This window comes from Pseudomonas fungipugnans, assembly GCF_029955235.1.
Classification (GTDB): domain Bacteria; phylum Pseudomonadota; class Gammaproteobacteria; order Pseudomonadales; family Pseudomonadaceae; genus Aquipseudomonas; species Aquipseudomonas fungipugnans.
This window is the reverse complement of record NZ_JARBWL010000002.1, coordinates 2,766,295-2,782,455: the sequence shown is the minus strand read 5'-3', so window position 1 is coordinate 2,782,455 and position 16,161 is coordinate 2,766,295. Positions and strand designations below refer to the sequence as shown.

At 53.6% G+C, this 16,161-nt stretch carries 16 protein-coding genes; 7 read left to right on the top strand and 9 right to left on the bottom strand.

Annotated features, from left to right (window positions below):
* Positions 1-188: 188 nt before the first annotated feature.
* Together POF45_RS28105 and POF45_RS28100 are read right to left on the bottom strand one after the other, a co-directional pair.
* The gene (locus POF45_RS28105) at positions 189-473 is read right to left on the bottom strand and encodes a hypothetical protein (RefSeq protein ID WP_259502371.1); all 285 of its coding nucleotides are present in this window, start codon (positions 471-473) and stop codon (positions 189-191) included.
* Positions 474-513: 40 nt separating this feature from the next.
* Positions 514-789, bottom strand: a complete 276-nt coding sequence (locus tag POF45_RS28100) for a hypothetical protein (protein WP_259502370.1) — start codon at positions 787-789, stop codon at positions 514-516.
* A gap of 264 nt (positions 790-1,053) precedes the next feature.
* On the opposite strand from POF45_RS28100, the gene argP reads away from it, so the two are divergent.
* Positions 1,054-1,998, top strand: coding sequence for an HTH-type transcriptional regulator ArgP (gene argP / locus POF45_RS28095; RefSeq protein WP_282317265.1), 945 nt, complete (start codon positions 1,054-1,056; stop codon positions 1,996-1,998).
* 18 nt (positions 1,999-2,016) lie between these two features.
* On the opposite strand, the gene POF45_RS28090 is transcribed toward argP, so the two are convergent.
* Positions 2,017-2,871, bottom strand: coding sequence for a LysR substrate-binding domain-containing protein (locus POF45_RS28090; RefSeq protein WP_282317264.1), 855 nt, complete (start codon positions 2,869-2,871; stop codon positions 2,017-2,019).
* Positions 2,872-2,977: 106 nt separating this feature from the next.
* Between POF45_RS28090 and POF45_RS28085 the strand changes: the two genes are divergently transcribed.
* Complete coding sequence (locus POF45_RS28085; RefSeq protein ID WP_282317263.1) at positions 2,978-3,619, top strand: FMN-dependent NADH-azoreductase; 642 nt, start codon at positions 2,978-2,980, stop codon at positions 3,617-3,619.
* Positions 3,620-3,686: 67 nt separating this feature from the next.
* On the opposite strand, the gene POF45_RS28080 is transcribed toward POF45_RS28085, so the two are convergent.
* The 4 genes from POF45_RS28080 to POF45_RS28065 form a co-directional block, all read right to left on the bottom strand.
* On the bottom strand, positions 3,687-4,382 hold the full coding sequence (locus tag POF45_RS28080; protein ID WP_282317262.1) for a tRNA (adenine(22)-N(1))-methyltransferase: 696 nt from the start codon (positions 4,380-4,382) through the stop codon (positions 3,687-3,689).
* A gap of 298 nt (positions 4,383-4,680) precedes the next feature.
* Positions 4,681-5,934 (bottom strand): MFS transporter, encoded by a 1,254-nt coding sequence (locus POF45_RS28075; protein ID WP_282317261.1) that lies wholly within the window; start codon positions 5,932-5,934, stop codon positions 4,681-4,683.
* 67 nt (positions 5,935-6,001) lie between these two features.
* Positions 6,002-6,361 carry a hypothetical protein gene (locus POF45_RS28070; protein ID WP_282317260.1) on the bottom strand — a complete coding sequence of 120 codons (360 nt, stop codon included), beginning with the start codon at positions 6,359-6,361 and terminating at the stop codon, positions 6,002-6,004.
* Between the two features lie 983 nt (positions 6,362-7,344).
* Positions 7,345-8,139, bottom strand: a complete 795-nt coding sequence (locus POF45_RS28065; RefSeq protein WP_282317259.1) for a nitrilase-related carbon-nitrogen hydrolase — start codon at positions 8,137-8,139, stop codon at positions 7,345-7,347.
* A 680-nt stretch (positions 8,140-8,819) separates the two neighbouring features.
* Between POF45_RS28065 and POF45_RS28060 the strand changes: the two genes are divergently transcribed.
* The 4 genes from POF45_RS28060 to POF45_RS28040 all read left to right on the top strand — a co-directional run bounded on the left by POF45_RS28060 (position 8,820) and on the right by POF45_RS28040 (position 13,129).
* Positions 8,820-9,197, top strand: a complete 378-nt coding sequence (locus tag POF45_RS28060) for a hypothetical protein (RefSeq protein ID WP_027922974.1) — start codon at positions 8,820-8,822, stop codon at positions 9,195-9,197.
* A gap of 391 nt (positions 9,198-9,588) precedes the next feature.
* The gene (locus tag POF45_RS28055) at positions 9,589-11,523 is read left to right on the top strand and encodes a hypothetical protein (protein ID WP_282317257.1); all 1,935 of its coding nucleotides are present in this window, start codon (positions 9,589-9,591) and stop codon (positions 11,521-11,523) included.
* A 355-nt stretch (positions 11,524-11,878) separates the two neighbouring features.
* Positions 11,879-12,436: a helix-turn-helix domain-containing protein gene (locus POF45_RS28045; protein ID WP_282317256.1), complete on the top strand. Its 558-nt coding sequence runs from the start codon at positions 11,879-11,881 to the stop codon at positions 12,434-12,436.
* Between the two features lie 117 nt (positions 12,437-12,553).
* The gene (locus POF45_RS28040; protein ID WP_259502337.1) at positions 12,554-13,129 is read left to right on the top strand and encodes an HD domain-containing protein; all 576 of its coding nucleotides are present in this window, start codon (positions 12,554-12,556) and stop codon (positions 13,127-13,129) included.
* A gap of 312 nt (positions 13,130-13,441) precedes the next feature.
* Here the strand turns inward: POF45_RS28040 and POF45_RS28035 are convergent, their stop codons facing one another.
* A complete protein-coding gene (locus tag POF45_RS28035; RefSeq protein ID WP_310810908.1) occupies positions 13,442-14,383 on the bottom strand; it encodes a LysR family transcriptional regulator in 942 nt (313 codons plus the stop codon).
* Positions 14,384-14,481: 98 nt separating this feature from the next.
* On the opposite strand from POF45_RS28035, the gene POF45_RS28030 reads away from it, so the two are divergent.
* Positions 14,482-15,234 (top strand): SDR family oxidoreductase, encoded by a 753-nt coding sequence (locus tag POF45_RS28030; protein ID WP_282317255.1) that lies wholly within the window; start codon positions 14,482-14,484, stop codon positions 15,232-15,234.
* A 170-nt stretch (positions 15,235-15,404) separates the two neighbouring features.
* Here the strand turns inward: POF45_RS28030 and POF45_RS28025 are convergent, their stop codons facing one another.
* Positions 15,405-15,905, bottom strand: a complete 501-nt coding sequence (locus POF45_RS28025; RefSeq protein ID WP_282317254.1) for a hypothetical protein — start codon at positions 15,903-15,905, stop codon at positions 15,405-15,407.
* Positions 15,906-16,161: the final 256 nt, after the last annotated feature.

Below are 16,161 nucleotides of genomic sequence, written 5' to 3'. Positions count from 1 at the left end.
CGCGACTCTAGTTAAATATTTAATGATGCCTTTTAATGCAAAACAACAGACTGAATGATTGAGTCATTCGAAGAATCGTCTCTCACGACTCATCAAAATATTCACGTTGGTTGGTATGACTGAATATCCCGGAGCAATTTAACGTCTACAGGGCGCACTTTATGTCTATACAAAAATTGTTCAATGGCTCATTGACCGACATAGCCTTTGACGCGCATGCAGTCATTCGTCAGGTCAATCTGCTTTTGCGCGATAACGATGCCGTCGCCGACTGCACTGCCCATGCCGTGGGTCTTATCGTGGGCCTCGGGCGTGGAGTGATAGCTCGCGGTCGCTGCTTTGGCCTGGTACTGGCATAGCGCTTTATCTTGCGCCAGATCAGATGCGTTCGTGCCGGGCCTGGACCAGTTACGAACCGGTGTCGCACAGGCGCACAGGGTGATGGCGAGCAACATGACAAGAATGAATTTCATAACGTTCACCGCGTGATTTGAATGGAGGATGTGGACGAGATCACTTGCAAACGAACGTCACGTTGGCCACCTCGTTGGTCGGAAACGGCCAGTGCGATTGCACATCGAAGACGCCGATCTGCTTACCGAGCGATGCGCATTTCCTGTTGGCGTTGTCCAGGGCCAATTGACGGGCACGGGTGTGATGATCTTGTGCAAGCAATGTATTCGCCGAGGCCTGGGCTTCGTAGGGGCCAAGTCTCACTGCGTGAGACTGCCAGGCGTAATCGCCGATCAATGCGAACGCACTGACGGCAACCAGCATGTTGAGCTTCATGACAAGTCACCCGCGCCAGTCGTCCGGGCAGCCAGGCCCGGGCCGATGGCCATCAGGGACAAACCCTGGATATCGCTCATAACACTCTCCCCTGCATGGCAAATAACACGGTTGACTCCGTCACCCGGTGAATCCGGATGACGCCTTGGGCAGCGCGTCGCGTCGGTCAAAGCCGCTGGGTATCGCCGTGGGGGAATGATTAGGCAGATCCGTTTTCAAGTGAAGAAAAACGAAGTATGTTTCAGTCTTGATTAGAAATACTTAATGAGGACCGCAACCATGCAACTCGACGCAAAGCAGATGCAGGCGTTCCTGGCTATTGTCGAAAGCGGCAGTTTTGAAAAGGCCGCGGAGCGCCTGAGCATTACGCCGTCTGCGGTCTCGCAACGGATTCACGCTCTGGAAGCGCGTCTGGGCAACTCGATGGTGGTGCGCGGGCGACCCTGCGAGCCGACCCAGGCGGGCAGAAAATTGATGCTCTACCTTCGCCGCGCAACCGTGCTCGAGGAAGAACTCCTCAACGAACTGTCCGCCGACGAAAAGGCTCACCTGCGCGTGGTCATTGCGGTCAATGGTGACACCCTGGCCACTTGGTTTTTTCCTGCACTGGCCGAGATGTTCGTCAGCGAAAATATCCTGCTCGACCTTATGGTCGACGATCAGGATCACACCTATACGTTGCTGGAAAGTGGGCAGGTCATCGGTTGCATCGGCACGCGATCACAGCCGATGCGGGGTTGCTTTGCAGAACCATTGGGCTCGGTTCGCTACCAATTGGTGGCATCGCCGGCCTTTCAGGCGCGCTGGTTTCCAAAGGGGCTGACGCGAGACGCTGCGCGCAAGGCGCCTGTGTTTGCCTATTCGCGCAAGGACACCTTGCAGTCTGATTTCATGCAGTCGCGCTTTGGCCTGCACGCGGACGCCTATCCGATTCACTACCTGTCACTTCCGGAGGCACGCCTGAAAGCCATTCGCCGCGGCCTCGGCTACGGCATGGTGCCGCACATGCAAGTGAGCGATCTGCTGAAAAGCCGGGATCTGGTGGATGTGGCTCCCGGCGAATTTACCGATGTAGCACTCTATTGGCACGCCTGGGCTTTGCAATCGCCGCGCATGGAAGCGTTGTCCGAGCGCGCCGTGCATGCGGCTCGACGCAGCTTGAGCGCCAAGGCGCCGGTCAGGCGTTCCACCGCGCCGAAGCAGCGGTGAAAGCCCGGTTGATGACGATCAAACCCTGCGCGTGGAGCAATATTCCACGATCAGTTGAGTGACCGCCGCCGCCATCGCCGGGTCCGCTTCAGGCGAGGTGAACAAGCGACATTGCGCATCCGGCAAATCCGGCAGCCCTTGTTCTGCCCCAAGCACCACCAGCCCCTGCCCCAGCTGACTGAATGGCATCGGCGCTAGCGCAAAGCCTGCCAGCGCCGCCGCCCGCAACCCGGCCGTGCTGCTGCATGACATTGCCGTGCGCTGGGCGATCCCGGCCTGAGCCAGCTTCGTCAGCGCGACCTCGCGATAGGGGCACGGCTCGGGAAACAGGGCCAGCGGCAACGGCGTCGGTAATCGGGCGACGGCTTGCGCCGACCAGGCCCACACCAGCGGTTCTTGCCACAGCAGCAACCCCGCTTCGCCGGTTTCGCACACAGAACCGATGACCAGTTCCAGATGGCCTTGCTTCATCAGGTTCAGCAACGTGCCGGGTATGCCCACCTGCACATCGATCTCCATGCCCGGGTACTGCGCCGCGAAATCCTGAAAAGTGCGCAGCAGCCGCGGCTCGACAAAATCCTCGGAAACCCCGATCCGCAGCCGTCCGTGAAACGGCGTGCGCGTCAGCTCTGCCCAGGCATCACGGTTCAACCCAAGGATCGTGCGCGCATAAGAAACCAGGCGTGCGCCGTCGAGGGTCAGTTGCTGGGAACGGGTGGTGCGCGTCAACAGCGGTTTACCAATCTGTTCTTCCAGACGCCGCACATGGCCACTGACCGCCGACTGCGTGAGGTGCAGCTTCTGGGCTGCCCGGCTGAAGCCTTCTTCATCGACGACCGTGACAAATGTTTTCAGCAACAGGGAATCGAACATAGTTATTTTCGTGATCAATGGCGTATTAATTTACGATTTATATTTCAATTATAACTATGTTGCAATGCCCTCACCTGCCCCGTCCCTCAACCACTCAAGGCGCGCCATGACTACTCTTGTGCATATTGAATGTTCGCCACGCAAACAGCGTTCGGCCTCCCTTGAAGTCGCCCGCAGCTTTATTGCGCGTTATCAGGAAAACACCCCGGACACCGAAATCATCACGCTCGATTTATGGAACATGGCGTTGCCGGAATTCGATGACCTGGCAATGGAAGCCAAATACGCGGGGCTCAATGGCACGCCCTTGACCCCCGCCCAGCAGGACGCCTGGAACACGTTGAAAGATCTGGCAGCTCACCTGCACCGCGCGGATGTGCTGGTGATGTCCGTGCCGCTGTGGAATTTCAGCATCCCGTACAAACTCAAGCACTTCATCGACCTGGTGTCGCAGAAAGACATCCTGTTCAGCTTCGACCCGGAACACGGCCTGCAAGGCATGTTGTTCAACAAAACTGCGGTGGTGATCTACGCCCGTGGCCTGGATTATTCGGCGCAGTCAGTCACGCCGGCAGCGCGCTTCGACTTTCAGAAACCCTATGTTGAAGCCTGGCTGGGGTTTGTCGGCGTGACGGATGTGCATTCGGTGATCGTGGAGAAAACCATCCTGGAGGAAGACGTCGATACCCGTGCGCGAGAGGCTGCGAATCAGCAGGCCCGGGGATTGGCAGACCGCATTTATCGCTGATGCCTCAAGGGCTCTGGTTGATGTGCGCTCCGGGGGGCTCGTTGCCCGGCGGCTTTTCGTACACCGTTCAAGCCAGCAGTTCGCTGATCCACCGGGCCTGACACGCGATCTCTTGCAGCTTCTCCTCCGGCACGGCCTGCCGCGCCCGGGCGAAGTTGGCCAGGGTCTTGTGCTTCTCACGCAGAATGCGCTGCCACTTGTCGAGGAATGCCGGGCTGCGTGTCCGCATCTGCAGCGGGCCGAAGTACAACTCTTCGGCGGTGTACATCACCGGCCCGGCGCGTTCGGCGACGATGATTTCGTAGTAGAAACGGTTTTCCCGCAGCAATTCCTCGCAGAGGATGCAGTAGCCATTTTCCATCAGCCATTGGCGCAGTGGTTGCTCGCCGCCGTTGGGCTGCAGGATCAACCGTTCCTGGCCGCTCAAGTGCGCCTTGCCACTGTCGAGGATGTCGCGGATCGTCTCGCCGCCCATGCCGCAGATGCTGATCACCGTGATCCCGTCTCCCGGCTCGATCGCCGCCAGGCCATTGGCCAGGCGCACAGTGATCCGTTGCTCCAGACCGTTCTCGCGCACCGTGCGAACAGCCGAGTGGAACGGCGTCAACGCCACCTCGCCCGCCACCGCCGCCGCGATAGCACCACGGCGCATCAACGCCACCGGCAGGTAGCCGTGATCCGAGCCGATATCAGCCAGGCGAGCACCCGCTGGCATATGCGCGGCCACACACTCCAGGCGCATGGACAATGTCTGTTCGTTCAACTGCAGTTCCTTTTCACCACGAATGCCCGGCACCGTTGGCATGCGTGCGGGCCGAACATGATGCTTGGTGAGGGCGGTTGGGTAAAGCGTCTGCGCGTTGGGGTCGGTTGGTATTGGGGCTTTGCAGGGAAAGTGGATGGCTGCGTGGGGGGCTGGTGCCTTTTATGATTGGTGGCTTTCGGCCAGAAGGGGCCGTTGGTGATTAACCGTGTTACTACCGAAATCGGCTGCATGGCCCCACGCGCAGTGCAAGTTATACGAACTAACAACAAGCGCTGACTTTACTTGCGAGTGTTTTTCAGGCACGTATAACAGACTCTAACTTTGGATAGTTCTCTTTATAGTATTGCTCCGCATCTGCTGCATCTTCTAAAAAGTCCCACACAGACGTTGAAAGTGCTGAATATAACAAGACAATTATGAAAATCGCCAAATATACCCATAGCAAACCTCCAATGCCAAACTGCGTTATCGTAGCCCCCATCAGCATGTAGGAAGCCGAGTTTGCAAGCTGACTGACAACGAGAGTAGCGGCCATTAATCGAATCCGAACTCCAGAAGGCACTGAAACAGTCCTTCTATCTATCCCGACAAGCGAAAGAGAGGCGCTGCTAGCCCCTGCAACAAAGAGGCACGAAGCCAGTTGCCAAATGTCTACCGAGAGAGCTGAAGCACTGAGGGAAGCAGTTAGTAGCGCCCAGAGTGCAAGGTATTTATTGCGCTGGTTTTCTCTTTTAGCAACATAAGGACTGAGAAAAAACAACCCCGCGACAGCTCCTCCCGCAAATATAGCGTTGAACAGACCTACGCTGCTATCAGCAAGATTATGTGCATGAACCTGGTTCGGAACCAGCATAGGCACCGTAGCGGTCATAGCTAGGCAGAGTAAAAATCCAGACACGGTCAGGAACCGCTCTGGTGGAAGAATGAGTTTTAGTTTGATCCCCAAAAACATATCCTGAACGCGTTCAACAGGTGATTTCACTTGTGTCTTATTCGGTTTCACGCCAAGCGGTAATGCGAATGCGAAAACCAGCGCCGCCATACTCACCATTGCAGCAAAAAGAAGGGCAGCTTGCGGCGAAAACACGCCAATAACAGCCCCAGCCAGCAAGGGGCCCATTACGCGACTTATGGTTATGATTATGCGACGGATGCGAAATGCATGTTCTATGCGATGTTTCTCTACTGTTTCAGCCGGATATACACCGAAAAGAGAGTGGATAACACCAAAGGCCGATACTGCAAGGACGTCAATTATAATTAGAGCGTCGATCGAATATGAAACAGAAACAGAAACGTAACGAAGGATGCCCGTCAATAAAATTATAATGCAACCTGCTTTAAGCGCGGTGCCGCGCCGCATGGCTTCGACGCGCGGAGCTAAAAATAGCATGGAGATGACGGCGGCGAGTGCGAGCCCTGTTTCGTAGGTCGCTAGTTCAAGCAGGCTTCCTCGCTGCACTATAATAAGGGGCACAGTCGCATTCCAGCAGCCGAGATATATCCATATCAAGACTTCAAGGCAAAGATGCTTTTGAAAAATACTCAAGCCATATATCCTTTTGCCGGATGAGATCGGCAACGGCTATTTTCCGTTACAGACCTCATGCCCTCAACTATCCCGCTATGAAGTGATTGACATTAAAGCTGTCCGCATTAACGCCAAACTTTGAAAATAGGTGTCCATGCATTTTGTTTTTATAGATGTCGCGATTTTTCTCAAAATATTCTCGATCGTACCATCTGACTCCAAAAAACATGGTCAGGCCTCTTACAACCGTCATCATTTGCCAATCATAGAAAACCGACTCCAGCGGGCGAGCGGCCAGCCTTTCGTCAGATTCCTTGACTGCAACAATACACCTATCTAGCTCATCCCTGCTTGAAAAGACAACCTCGCAGTTAGTTAATGCAACTACGGGTTTAACAATTTCGCGCTCGCCACTAATTACCACTTCGCATCGTTGAGATTCCATTCTGTCTCTCCAAAATATCGTTGGTGTTTTATATCCTGATATGCTCACGACTTGGCAACGGGCAGGAACCACGCTGTTCGGGAAAAACTTATCCTTTGATGGGGTCTAAAGCGCTCACGAACCAGTTGGTTTTTTTAGAAACTACTCATCCGTTATGTTCATATCGAAACGCCGTGAACGTGTTATCGAGCCTTCCAGTTTTCGTGGTGAGGCGCAGCGAACTATTCCACAGAATGGTAAAAACCCTCAAGGAGCAAAAAATTTTATGCTTATACTCAAACCTTATATGCAATCACTGCCGGCGACGGAGCACCTAGTACGTTGATGTAGCATTGAACTGATAGAAATCGAGGGAATCGTAAAGTTCTAAAGCGCGCTCATATAAAAGTTGTGAGCCTGAATAAAACGACGGAGATTTTCTTTCTCATGCGGCCGGGTTGAATCAACGAAAACCGACAAAATCGGCCTTTGATGAAAATGTCTGCTTACGGCCCAGAGTGTGTAAAAACGCTCATGGGCTTGGGATTCCTCAAGCATCGACGTTCGTTGACGGGGCTATCGCACGGTCGATGCCATGGATTGCATCGGTAGCGTTCTGGAGCACGTCAATGCTGTTTCTACAGCCTCTTGGATGGGCCAAAATCAGCCTTTTCAGGCCGTCAGCGCCTTCATCAAACCGTTGACACCGATGATGTCATAACCCGTTTCAAGTTGTAGGCGAGCACATTCAAGCTCATCTCCGCACTCACCCCGGCCAGTTTCCGCGTCAGGAAGTGCGTCGCACCCATCCGGGGCCGTTCACGAACGGCTTTCAACACCGCAACTGACTTACGACTCCGACGACTGTACTGTTGGGTCGATGGGTCGCCTTGTCTCGCGCTCAGGTGCAGCTTCATACCCTCATCCGCTTCAACGGCCTCTTCCGATCCGCTGTTTAAGTCGCCTTTTTCAGGTTGCTGGCTTTGCCGCCAGACGTGGCTTGTTCATTTTAGGTGTGGGCCTGATAAAGCATAGCGACTTGCCTCTTCCATCAAGTCATCGCACATAGGATTCGCCTTGAGAACGTGCGCTGCTGGGTCGATTATCGACAAGCCAAGCGAGGTCTCTTCTGTGGCGGATGTCCAAACTTCTCCCATAGGCCCGACAATTTGGCTTTCACCTCTGAATGTCGCCTCCGCGCCTGCATACATTTCCACTCCGGTACGATTGGCACAGATAAGCGGAGTGGCGTTTTCCATTGCGCGAATGCGCGCAAGCTGGGTTGTCCAAGGCCCACCATAGTTGGCTGGACAACACAGTAACTGCGCACCTTGGCGCACCAGCAACCGCGCGGCTTCAGGCATCCAGAGGTCGAAACAGGTAAGAACGCCAAAACGACAGATTCCGTCATCGAAACACGCTAATGAATCGCCAGGGGTGAAGAGGAGCTTTTCTATACGTGACAGGTGACACTTGCGTTGTTTTCCCAGCCAGCGCCCTCGCGATACGACAATCGCCGTGTTGTAGATTTGATCGCCGTCACGCTCGGCGATGCCCGCAATTAGCGTTGCATTCTTGTCTGCCGACAGTTGCAGTAAGAACTGCGCCGTTGGCCCATCGAGCGCCGATTCAGCATGAAGAAACAATGCCTCACGCGAGTCGTGAAAATAACCGATGGTGCAAAGTTCGGGCATTACCAAGAGATCAAATTGTGCCAAGTCAACGGCATCGCGAATTTTATTGAAATTTGCTGCTGGGTCGCCAAATGAAACGGGATACTGCAAAAAAGCGGTCAGCATGTAGTGTCCAATCATTATGGAGGTTTTATGGGCCCGGGCTTATCTTCCCTTGGGCGGCGTCAAGTTGAACTATACCCTTACCGGATGTCAGGCAGAGCGCCAGCGCATATCGCAGGCAACACCTCGGTTGGCGAGCGTCAATTACCACGTCCTGCTCTTCGCGCTTTTGGCCGGCAAGGGTCTGCAGTTCTGTCCGCAGTGGAGCGTAGCTCCCTACTTCAGGCGAGGTGAACTGGTGCAGGTGCTACCCGACCTAATCCCGGAGCCGGACCAATTCGGATCGAAAGTCCATGTAATCTATCCAGTCCACAGCGCCTACACGCAAGCACCAGGCTTTCATCGAGTGCCTCAGCCACTGCTTGGACGAGGAGGCGCTTCATTGACAGTGAATTGCGGCGGACTCTGTAGATACAAATGATTGGTAGCTTTGGGTCGGTTGCCGTCCTTCGCGACAGGCAAAAAACGGCCAATAGCAGCCGCTCACTGAGGACTGCTTGCGACCCAAAGCTGACGGAGGGAAAAAACCGTAGAGTCCTCCAGATCGTGAATGTTCGTTTGGTGATGGATTGCGAAAAATCGCCCTGCCTATGGCCAAGAAGTCTTGGAGAAAAACTGCGTTACAGATTGGCTGATGATTAGAATGGGATCAAATTCACCGTGATGTCAGCAAAGGATGCTTTATGCCCCTTTTAACGTGGGATCCTTTTGATTTAATCGCCGTACTCGGCGTCTTCCCCTCCCTGGATGAGTTCGAAACATCACACTGTTACGTTATCGAGCAAGGTACTGTCAGACTGAAATTGACAATTTGGCAATATGATTCTGATGTGGAAATTCAGGTGAGTGAGGCTTCACTACCAAACCCCATTATCAAATACACAATGCTTGGATGTCCCGGTATCCGCGTTGTTGATGACAAGCGCGGTAAATTCTTGGAGTTTGCAGCTTCGAATACTTTCACTGGGCGATACGACGGGTATTCGGTAATTCCCTACGGTTTAAGGTTGTGGGTCGAACCTCAAATTTTGCTGGAGCCGTTCACTTACGCGTCTGCTTAGAGAGAATGGCGGACGGTCATGAGTATGCGCTTTTGGCTGTTCTCCGTCGGTTGTGACCGGCTACTATTGGCCGGTTGCAGCCCTTCAGGGAAGGCAGTAATCGGGCGTGAAAGGGAGGCTCCAGTTTGGGCCGCCCATGCTCAGCCATGCGGCCCTATCAGCGATACGAACGCCGTAGAATTTTCCGCAATACTTTGCAGCGACTCTTCTGGAGCAATCGCATCGAAACAGTCAGGTGACCCGGAGATAATAGGTACGCTTGAGCGGACCATGAGCGTTCATCCAGCTCCGAAAGCATTTGTTCGAGTTGATTATTGCTATATCGCACGCGTCTTGGGTAGCCTAAAGCTCTGGTAAGTTCGGCGCTAAATTTTAGGGATATATGATTTTCATGAAGAAACCTCGCTGGTACCTGCCTCTCAGTGAAAACCTCAGCGCTGCGCTTTCAATCGGGACTGCTCCAGATGTGGTTCGTCTGTCTCGCTATGAGGTAGCGGCGATTCTCTACGTGCTCCAACTGCCCAAGCTGCCCGTGCGCTCGCCTTTGGAGATGGAGCGGGTGTTTGCAAATCTGCTGACTCATCACTCCGATAAGCTGAGATCGGCTTTGGCCGGGGCCTACAGCCAAGTTGATTTTGAAGCGGGACTTCTCCAAGCATCAGCAGTCGAGATTGGTCTGATGGACAAAGAATCGGTTGCTCGCCGTCAGTACATTCATCCCGAGGGCACCTGGAATTTCGATTATGCGAAGCAGCACACGGCTTCATTAAGTGCCATCAAACATGAGCATGTTCGCCTCAGTGGTTTGGTAGTAAAGCTAAGCGATCACCAGCTTCGGTTGGTTCAGAACATTAGGGCAAACATGGAGGATTCCATCGATGCCCAAGCTCACGCGGGCACTGGGAAATCCTTTGTGCTGAATGAGATATTGGCTCTTATGCCAGAGCGTAGAATCCTGTTTCTCGCCGATGTGGAACCGAAGCTCAAACCCATACGGGCTCGATTTTCCGAGGATCAGGTTTGGGCGGTAACATTCAGGTGGATGGCTACGAGACTTCTGGCGGGTGGGAACAGGGCTCTTGAGACAAGGTTGGACGCGATTTCGAGATTGCCACTCTCGTATTCAGCGATCGCAGAAAAGGCAGGGATCAATCCCATCGGTAATCGTAATGCTGCCCGTGTGGCGGCTCTTTGCTGGTCGGTAATCGCCAAATTTTGCTTTTCAAACGATGCCCGGATCACCATCAGTCATATACCTTCCGACCAGGTCCGCTGGCTCTCGACTTCGGAACAAGAAATAGTAGCGGCCGCGGCCGGAAAGCTTTGGTTCAAGATGACAAGCTTTGAGGAAGAGGCGGATCCCCTTCCGGTCCGTGGCTACCACCGCGTGAAACAACTGGCGTTGTCGAGGCTTCATTTACCTGAATCTATTGATACGGTAATCGTCGACGAAGGCCATGACTTGAGCGGGCCAATGGTCGATATCCTCGACAGGTCACCTCAAACTGTAATTACTTTGGGGGACCAGTTCCAAAATCTGCAAGGACGATACATGCCCCATACCGCGAGGATTCGCCATCGCGAAATGGCTATTTCGTTACGAGCAGGCCCAGCATTGGTCGATTACATCAACCCACTTTTAGCTGAGTTCCCAGACGTAAGCGCGTTACCGTTTGTAGCTGATAAGGCGAAAGACACGGTTGTGGCTGAATACCGAGCGGACTCATTCCCTCCTGAACCCTCAGTAATTCTGGTGGCAGATGAATGGGGTATTTTCGACTGGTTAATTCGCAATCGCGATTTGAGCCAAGGTGCTGCGGTCATTGACTGGACCAATCAGTTCGAACCATTCCTAGAGGGGTGTCTTGATTTTTATATGCATGACAAGCGTCCGAGCCACGGGGCGATTGCTCGTTTCCGAAGCTGGGAACAATTGCATGCGGAAATGAGGTGGAACGACGCCTTTCTCAGGGTTGAGCAATGGCTTGAAGTTGTGGGTACCAAATTTGGTGTTTCCGGGCTTTACCAATGCGCAAAATTGGCTGAGCTCGCTGATGGAAAACCGTCACGTCCGTTGTTGGCCACAGTATTTACAGTGAAAAACTACGAGTTTTCGAGAATGGCAGTTTCTGAGGACCTGTACTATTTTGCTGACCTGCGAAGTAAAACCGAGCTTTCAAAAAAGCTGGCATTGCTGTACACCGCGATCACAAGATCGTCTGGTAAAATCTACTTTCCGGATACGCATCAGGAGCGAATTGCGACGATTTTGAGCACTCAAAGCTTGAGAGCAAAGCCACTAAGCCTTCTTCACCTGAATGTCTAAGTAATTGCTAAGGCATTGGAGTTCATACGATGCGTCGGACCAAGGCTTCATTGATCTATCGGAGAACGAAAAACACCAGAGCAGTACAAATCCCTCTCGGTCACACCAAGTTGGAAATCACTGAATCGCCTATGGTCTCGTGGACATATCCTACTGACTGCTTCTGGCCGAAAGCGGTCGCCCACAAAAGGCCGCTTCCGGCCAGGAGCAGTCATTCAAATGGAATTTACAAGCAGCTCCCGCAAAATCATTGCACTGCTGACACGTCGATCCAGCTGAAGCTATCTAGCTAATTTGCAGGCAGGTCTCGCGTAGTTCAGACTTGCTATGCCCTTCCACTTTCCCGTAATACGAAATGTCTGAAATGTTGCTAAACCCTGAATTGCCCGGTGTTATGCTCAGGCGATGGCGTCAGCTACACCGGGTCAAACAATCCCATGCAGCGGAGTTGTTTAGCGTCACTCAATCGACTATCTCACGCTGGGAAAGTGGCTTGCTGGAGTTGGATACCCTCGCATACAAAAAGCTTGAGAAATTGCTGAACGCTCGCCTCGATGCCGCCGCCGATCAAGCGTTGGCTCGACTGGTCAGGGAAAGCTCGCGCCCTGTTCATCTCATTTGCGATCTGACACACCGTTTATTAGCCAGCTCCCCCTCACGCGCGGCTCAGTTCGCAAGTCCGATCAGTGAGCTGTTGGGGCGTTCGCTATGGAGATTCGCAACGCCAGAGATCATTGGCAAGGAGTTCGCGCTGAATGAATCGGGATGGCGGGAAGTTTTCGCACCGCCCGCGCTGGAATTTAGAACTGGTAACAATGACTCTCTCCTCGTTCCGATCAGCCAGAGCCTGTGTCGGTGGACACGTATCCCCCTCTCGGACGGAACTGCAGCACGCCTGGTAGAGACGCTCTGACTGACCGCACTTGCGTCGGCGCGCATATTTTATGCGTGGACGCTGAACATTTTGAGATCTAGTCTGACTTCAACAAGGTGAGCGGCATACTGGGCGCCGACTGAGTCAGAGGGGTTTATGGACATCGAAAAAATCAAAGGGCGTCTCGAATTTCTACGCGAGGCGGAAAAGCTCAAGGATGTACTTAGAAGCGCGCACACATCTTCCGGACGCACCGAAAGCACGGCAGAGCATAGTTGGCGCCTTTGCCTGATGGCGATTGTCTTCGGGGACTATCTGACGGGTCTCGATAGGCTGAAAATGCTCAAGATGTGTGTCATCCACGACTTGGGAGAAGCCATCAGCGGAGACATTCCCGCCGTCAATAAAGATTTGTTTCCTAACAAGAGCGAGCGAGAGAGAAGCGATCTCGTGCTCTTGACCAAAGCCCTGGATGAACCGTTGAAAACCGAGATATTGGCACTTTGGGATGACTACGAAAATGCTTTGTCGCCAGAGGCAGTAGCCGTCAAGGCGTTAGATAAGCTGGAAACAATGCTTCAGCACAACCAAGGCAAGAACCCACCGGACTTCGATTACGAATTCAATCTTGCCTATGGCAAAAAATACACAGATGCCGCCCCTCTATTTGAGGCACTTCGCAATATCATCGACCAAGACACCAAAGAACACATGCTTGCGAATCCGAAATGAACAAGCCCACAACATCGGTAACATAGCCCGCCACAGCGAAGTGGCGATCGAGTTTCCCTGAAAGACGCCCGGTCTTTTTTACTGATCGGGCGACGCACTGCGACACCTGCCACGAATCTCACTCTACAGCTACTACCTACGCCCTTATTACATCCGACTTGACGTGGATGAGGGCTATGATTTGCCTCTTACCTAAGTACATTAATTTCTCTGGACGAAGGTCGCTTTTGGCCGCTTTAGACGGACGTGAACGGCTGCTTTCAGCCAAAAAGTAGCCGCCACGTCCATGTCTACCGGCCAGTCAGCAAACACTCAACCCTTTCGAACGATCTCATCCCACACTGTGGGGCTCGAGAAAAGCTCCCCGAGCAACCCCACAAACGCTTTGACGTTGGGGCTGCCTCGTCGACTTTCCGGCCATAGCGCGGTGATGGAGGCCCTGCTCACCGCGAACTCGGGAAACAGAGGCTTCAATTCCCCACGCGCCACGTAGGGAGCCGCTACATAAGTAGGCGACATACTGATTCCGCCACCCGCTGCAACCACGGCTGCAACGGCATCGCTCGAATCTATGACGATGGCCGAATCCGGCGCCCACTCGACCACTTTCCCGTCCGCATTGAACGGCCAGCGCAATGCCTGGCCGGAGCGCTGATAACGAAAGTTCACGCAGTCGTGGTGCGCCAGGTCGCTGAGTTCCAGCGGCGTGCCATGTCTGGCCAGGTAGGCCGGTGACGCAAAAGCGGCTAGCCGATGAGGCCCCAGGGTTTTCGAGATCAGCCGCGAGTCCGCCAGGTTGCCTACGCGTACCGCTACGTCGATGCCTTGCTCGATGATGTCCGAATACTGGTCGCCCAGGCGCAGGTCGATGGTGAGTTTGGGGTAACGCTCGCGAAATGCGGGAATGGCTGGCGCCAGGATGTTCAGGCCGATAGGCGGCGGCGCGGTGATCTTCAATATGCCCGAAGGCTCGGCCCGAGAGGCAACGGCGGCCTGATCGATCTCTTCCACCTCGCGCAAAATGCGCAATGCCCGCTCGTACAAATCCCGCCCTTCAGGGGTCAGGGTGAGCGAGCGGGTGGTCCGGCTAAACAGCTTCAGTTCGAAGTGCTGTTCAAGGCGTTGCACGCTTTTGCTGATGGCTGACGGTGAGACCGACAAGTCGCGGGCCGCGGCGGTATAGCTGCCCAGGGAAGCGGCGCGGGCAAAGGCAATGAGACCGGTAAGGCGGTCCAACCCTATTTGTTCCTTCATGGCATTAGTAAAGCGACTTATGCCCTGATTATCAATCTCGACCCAAGGCTTTAGCCTTTCTCCCATCGACGCCATCCTGGCGTTCAAGGAGATGGACCATGACCGCTACACCTGCTCTCAATCAAGCTTTGTCCGCGAATTTGCATGGCCGTACCGTGGTGATTTTCGGCGGAACGTCCGGCATCGGCCTGGCCGCAGCCATTCAAGCCAAGGCCGGCGGCGCACACGTGACCGTCATTGGTTCCGATGCCACTCGTGCCGAGCAGGCCGCCCGCAACAACGGCCTGGACGCCTGGCGCGCAGCCGATGTCACCGATAGCCAGGCCATCTACGCCGCCTTGGCGGACATCCCGACAGTGGACCACTTGGTGCTCCTTGCCGGCACGTACGTGGCAGGCAAAGTCCTGGAGGCCGAGATCGCCTACCTGCGCCAGGCATTTGAGGAGCGTATGTGGGCTTCGGTGCATGCCATACGCGCCCTTGGCGAACGCCTGGCGAAAGACGGCTCCATCACTTTTATCTCCGGGATGTTGTCCGACCGCCCCAACGCCCATGGCTCCGCGGTGTTGGCTGCGGCGTCAGCTGCCATGGAAGCGCTGGCGCGAGGCCTGGTCCTGGAATTGGCGCCGATTCGGGTCAACACACTGTCACCCGGTCCGATCGATACCCCGATTTTCACTAAAGCGCTGGGCGATGGGCGTGATGCGTTCGTGGCGGCACTGGAACAGTCGCTGCCGCTGCACCGTCTAGGCACCCCAACAGAGGCAGGCGCTGCGATTGTTTTCCTGATGAGCAACGGGTTCATGAACGGCGCCACATTGAATATCGACGGCGGCGCCAGGCTGGTCTGAGCGGCGCAACTGGTCGGTCAGGGAGAACCCTGGTGACTGCCCTTTAGGGAAAAGGGAACAGGGTTGTTTTGCTTCACGCCAAAGGCTGTTTCTGACCGATCACTATTGCGTATAGATGAGTCGGCTATAGTGCCTGCACATTGACACGTCACAGTAAAGTAGGTGTTGAGTTACCAAGATATATTGGTTCCACGGCAAATAAATGAGATTACCAAGAGCACGAATCCAACTCCAAAACCAGTACCTTTAGGACAGTTAATTAGAAACCGTGCAACCAATGACTTTAAAAGTGAAAAAACGATAGGCACCCCTTCCTTAAAAGCAACGTCAAATATTTTTATTGAATTTGCTAACAACGTTAGGAATACCAGGGTAATTACTGCCAATAAAAACCATAGATTTACCCACTGTTCCATAGCAGGGGTAATATAGCGTATTACCAGAAGACTCCCAAAGAAGAGCAATAAAACCAAGATAATACTAGCCCAGCTCCTTTTTGCTTGCTCAAGTTTAGCCGCTAAATATAGCTCCTCACTGTCTAGCAAAGGATGGAGGTGAGATTTTAAAAACCGATTAAATCTATCTCTTTGTGTTTCTGTTAAGAAATAGTCAAGCCCCATGAAAAACGAAGCGAAAACTTGAATTATTAGTATACATTTTTCAGAAACCATAATTTCACCAGCTCAAGAAATGAAATAGTTAAATGTCGCGTTCATGACATAAAAAACTATGTCGACAGGATGAATTATTAGTTTAATTAAAATCATTTTTTAAAAAGCACTCTCAATAAAATCCTCTCTGAATCCTTACACAACTGACAGGCTGCTGTGGGTCGAAAGCGGTCGCTTCGTGAACGGCCACTTCCGGCCGACAGCGACCATTGGAATACCCTCCAGCCATGACACAAAACCAGCCATCAAAACCGAC

Coding starts and splice junctions, on each gene's coding strand:
- POF45_RS28105 (WP_259502371.1), bottom strand. CDS start 473: ATGAAATTCATTCTTGTCATGTTGCTCGCCATCACCCTGTGCGCCTGT.
- POF45_RS28100 (WP_259502370.1), bottom strand. CDS start 789: ATGAAGCTCAACATGCTGGTTGCCGTCAGTGCGTTCGCATTGATCGGC.
- argP (WP_282317265.1), top strand. CDS start 1,054: ATGAGGACCGCAACCATGCAACTCGACGCAAAGCAGATGCAGGCGTTC.
- POF45_RS28090 (WP_282317264.1), bottom strand. CDS start 2,871: ATGTTCGATTCCCTGTTGCTGAAAACATTTGTCACGGTCGTCGATGAA.
- POF45_RS28085 (WP_282317263.1), top strand. CDS start 2,978: ATGACTACTCTTGTGCATATTGAATGTTCGCCACGCAAACAGCGTTCG.
- POF45_RS28070 (WP_282317260.1), bottom strand. CDS start 6,361: ATGGAATCTCAACGATGCGAAGTGGTAATTAGTGGCGAGCGCGAAATT.
- POF45_RS28065 (WP_282317259.1), bottom strand. CDS start 8,139: ATGCTGACCGCTTTTTTGCAGTATCCCGTTTCATTTGGCGACCCAGCA.
- POF45_RS28060 (WP_027922974.1), top strand. CDS start 8,820: ATGCCCCTTTTAACGTGGGATCCTTTTGATTTAATCGCCGTACTCGGC.
- POF45_RS28055 (WP_282317257.1), top strand. CDS start 9,589: ATGAAGAAACCTCGCTGGTACCTGCCTCTCAGTGAAAACCTCAGCGCT.
- POF45_RS28045 (WP_282317256.1), top strand. CDS start 11,879: ATGTCTGAAATGTTGCTAAACCCTGAATTGCCCGGTGTTATGCTCAGG.
- POF45_RS28040 (WP_259502337.1), top strand. CDS start 12,554: ATGGACATCGAAAAAATCAAAGGGCGTCTCGAATTTCTACGCGAGGCG.
- POF45_RS28035 (WP_310810908.1), bottom strand. CDS start 14,383: ATGAAGGAACAAATAGGGTTGGACCGCCTTACCGGTCTCATTGCCTTT.
- POF45_RS28030 (WP_282317255.1), top strand. CDS start 14,482: ATGACCGCTACACCTGCTCTCAATCAAGCTTTGTCCGCGAATTTGCAT.
- POF45_RS28025 (WP_282317254.1), bottom strand. CDS start 15,905: ATGGTTTCTGAAAAATGTATACTAATAATTCAAGTTTTCGCTTCGTTT.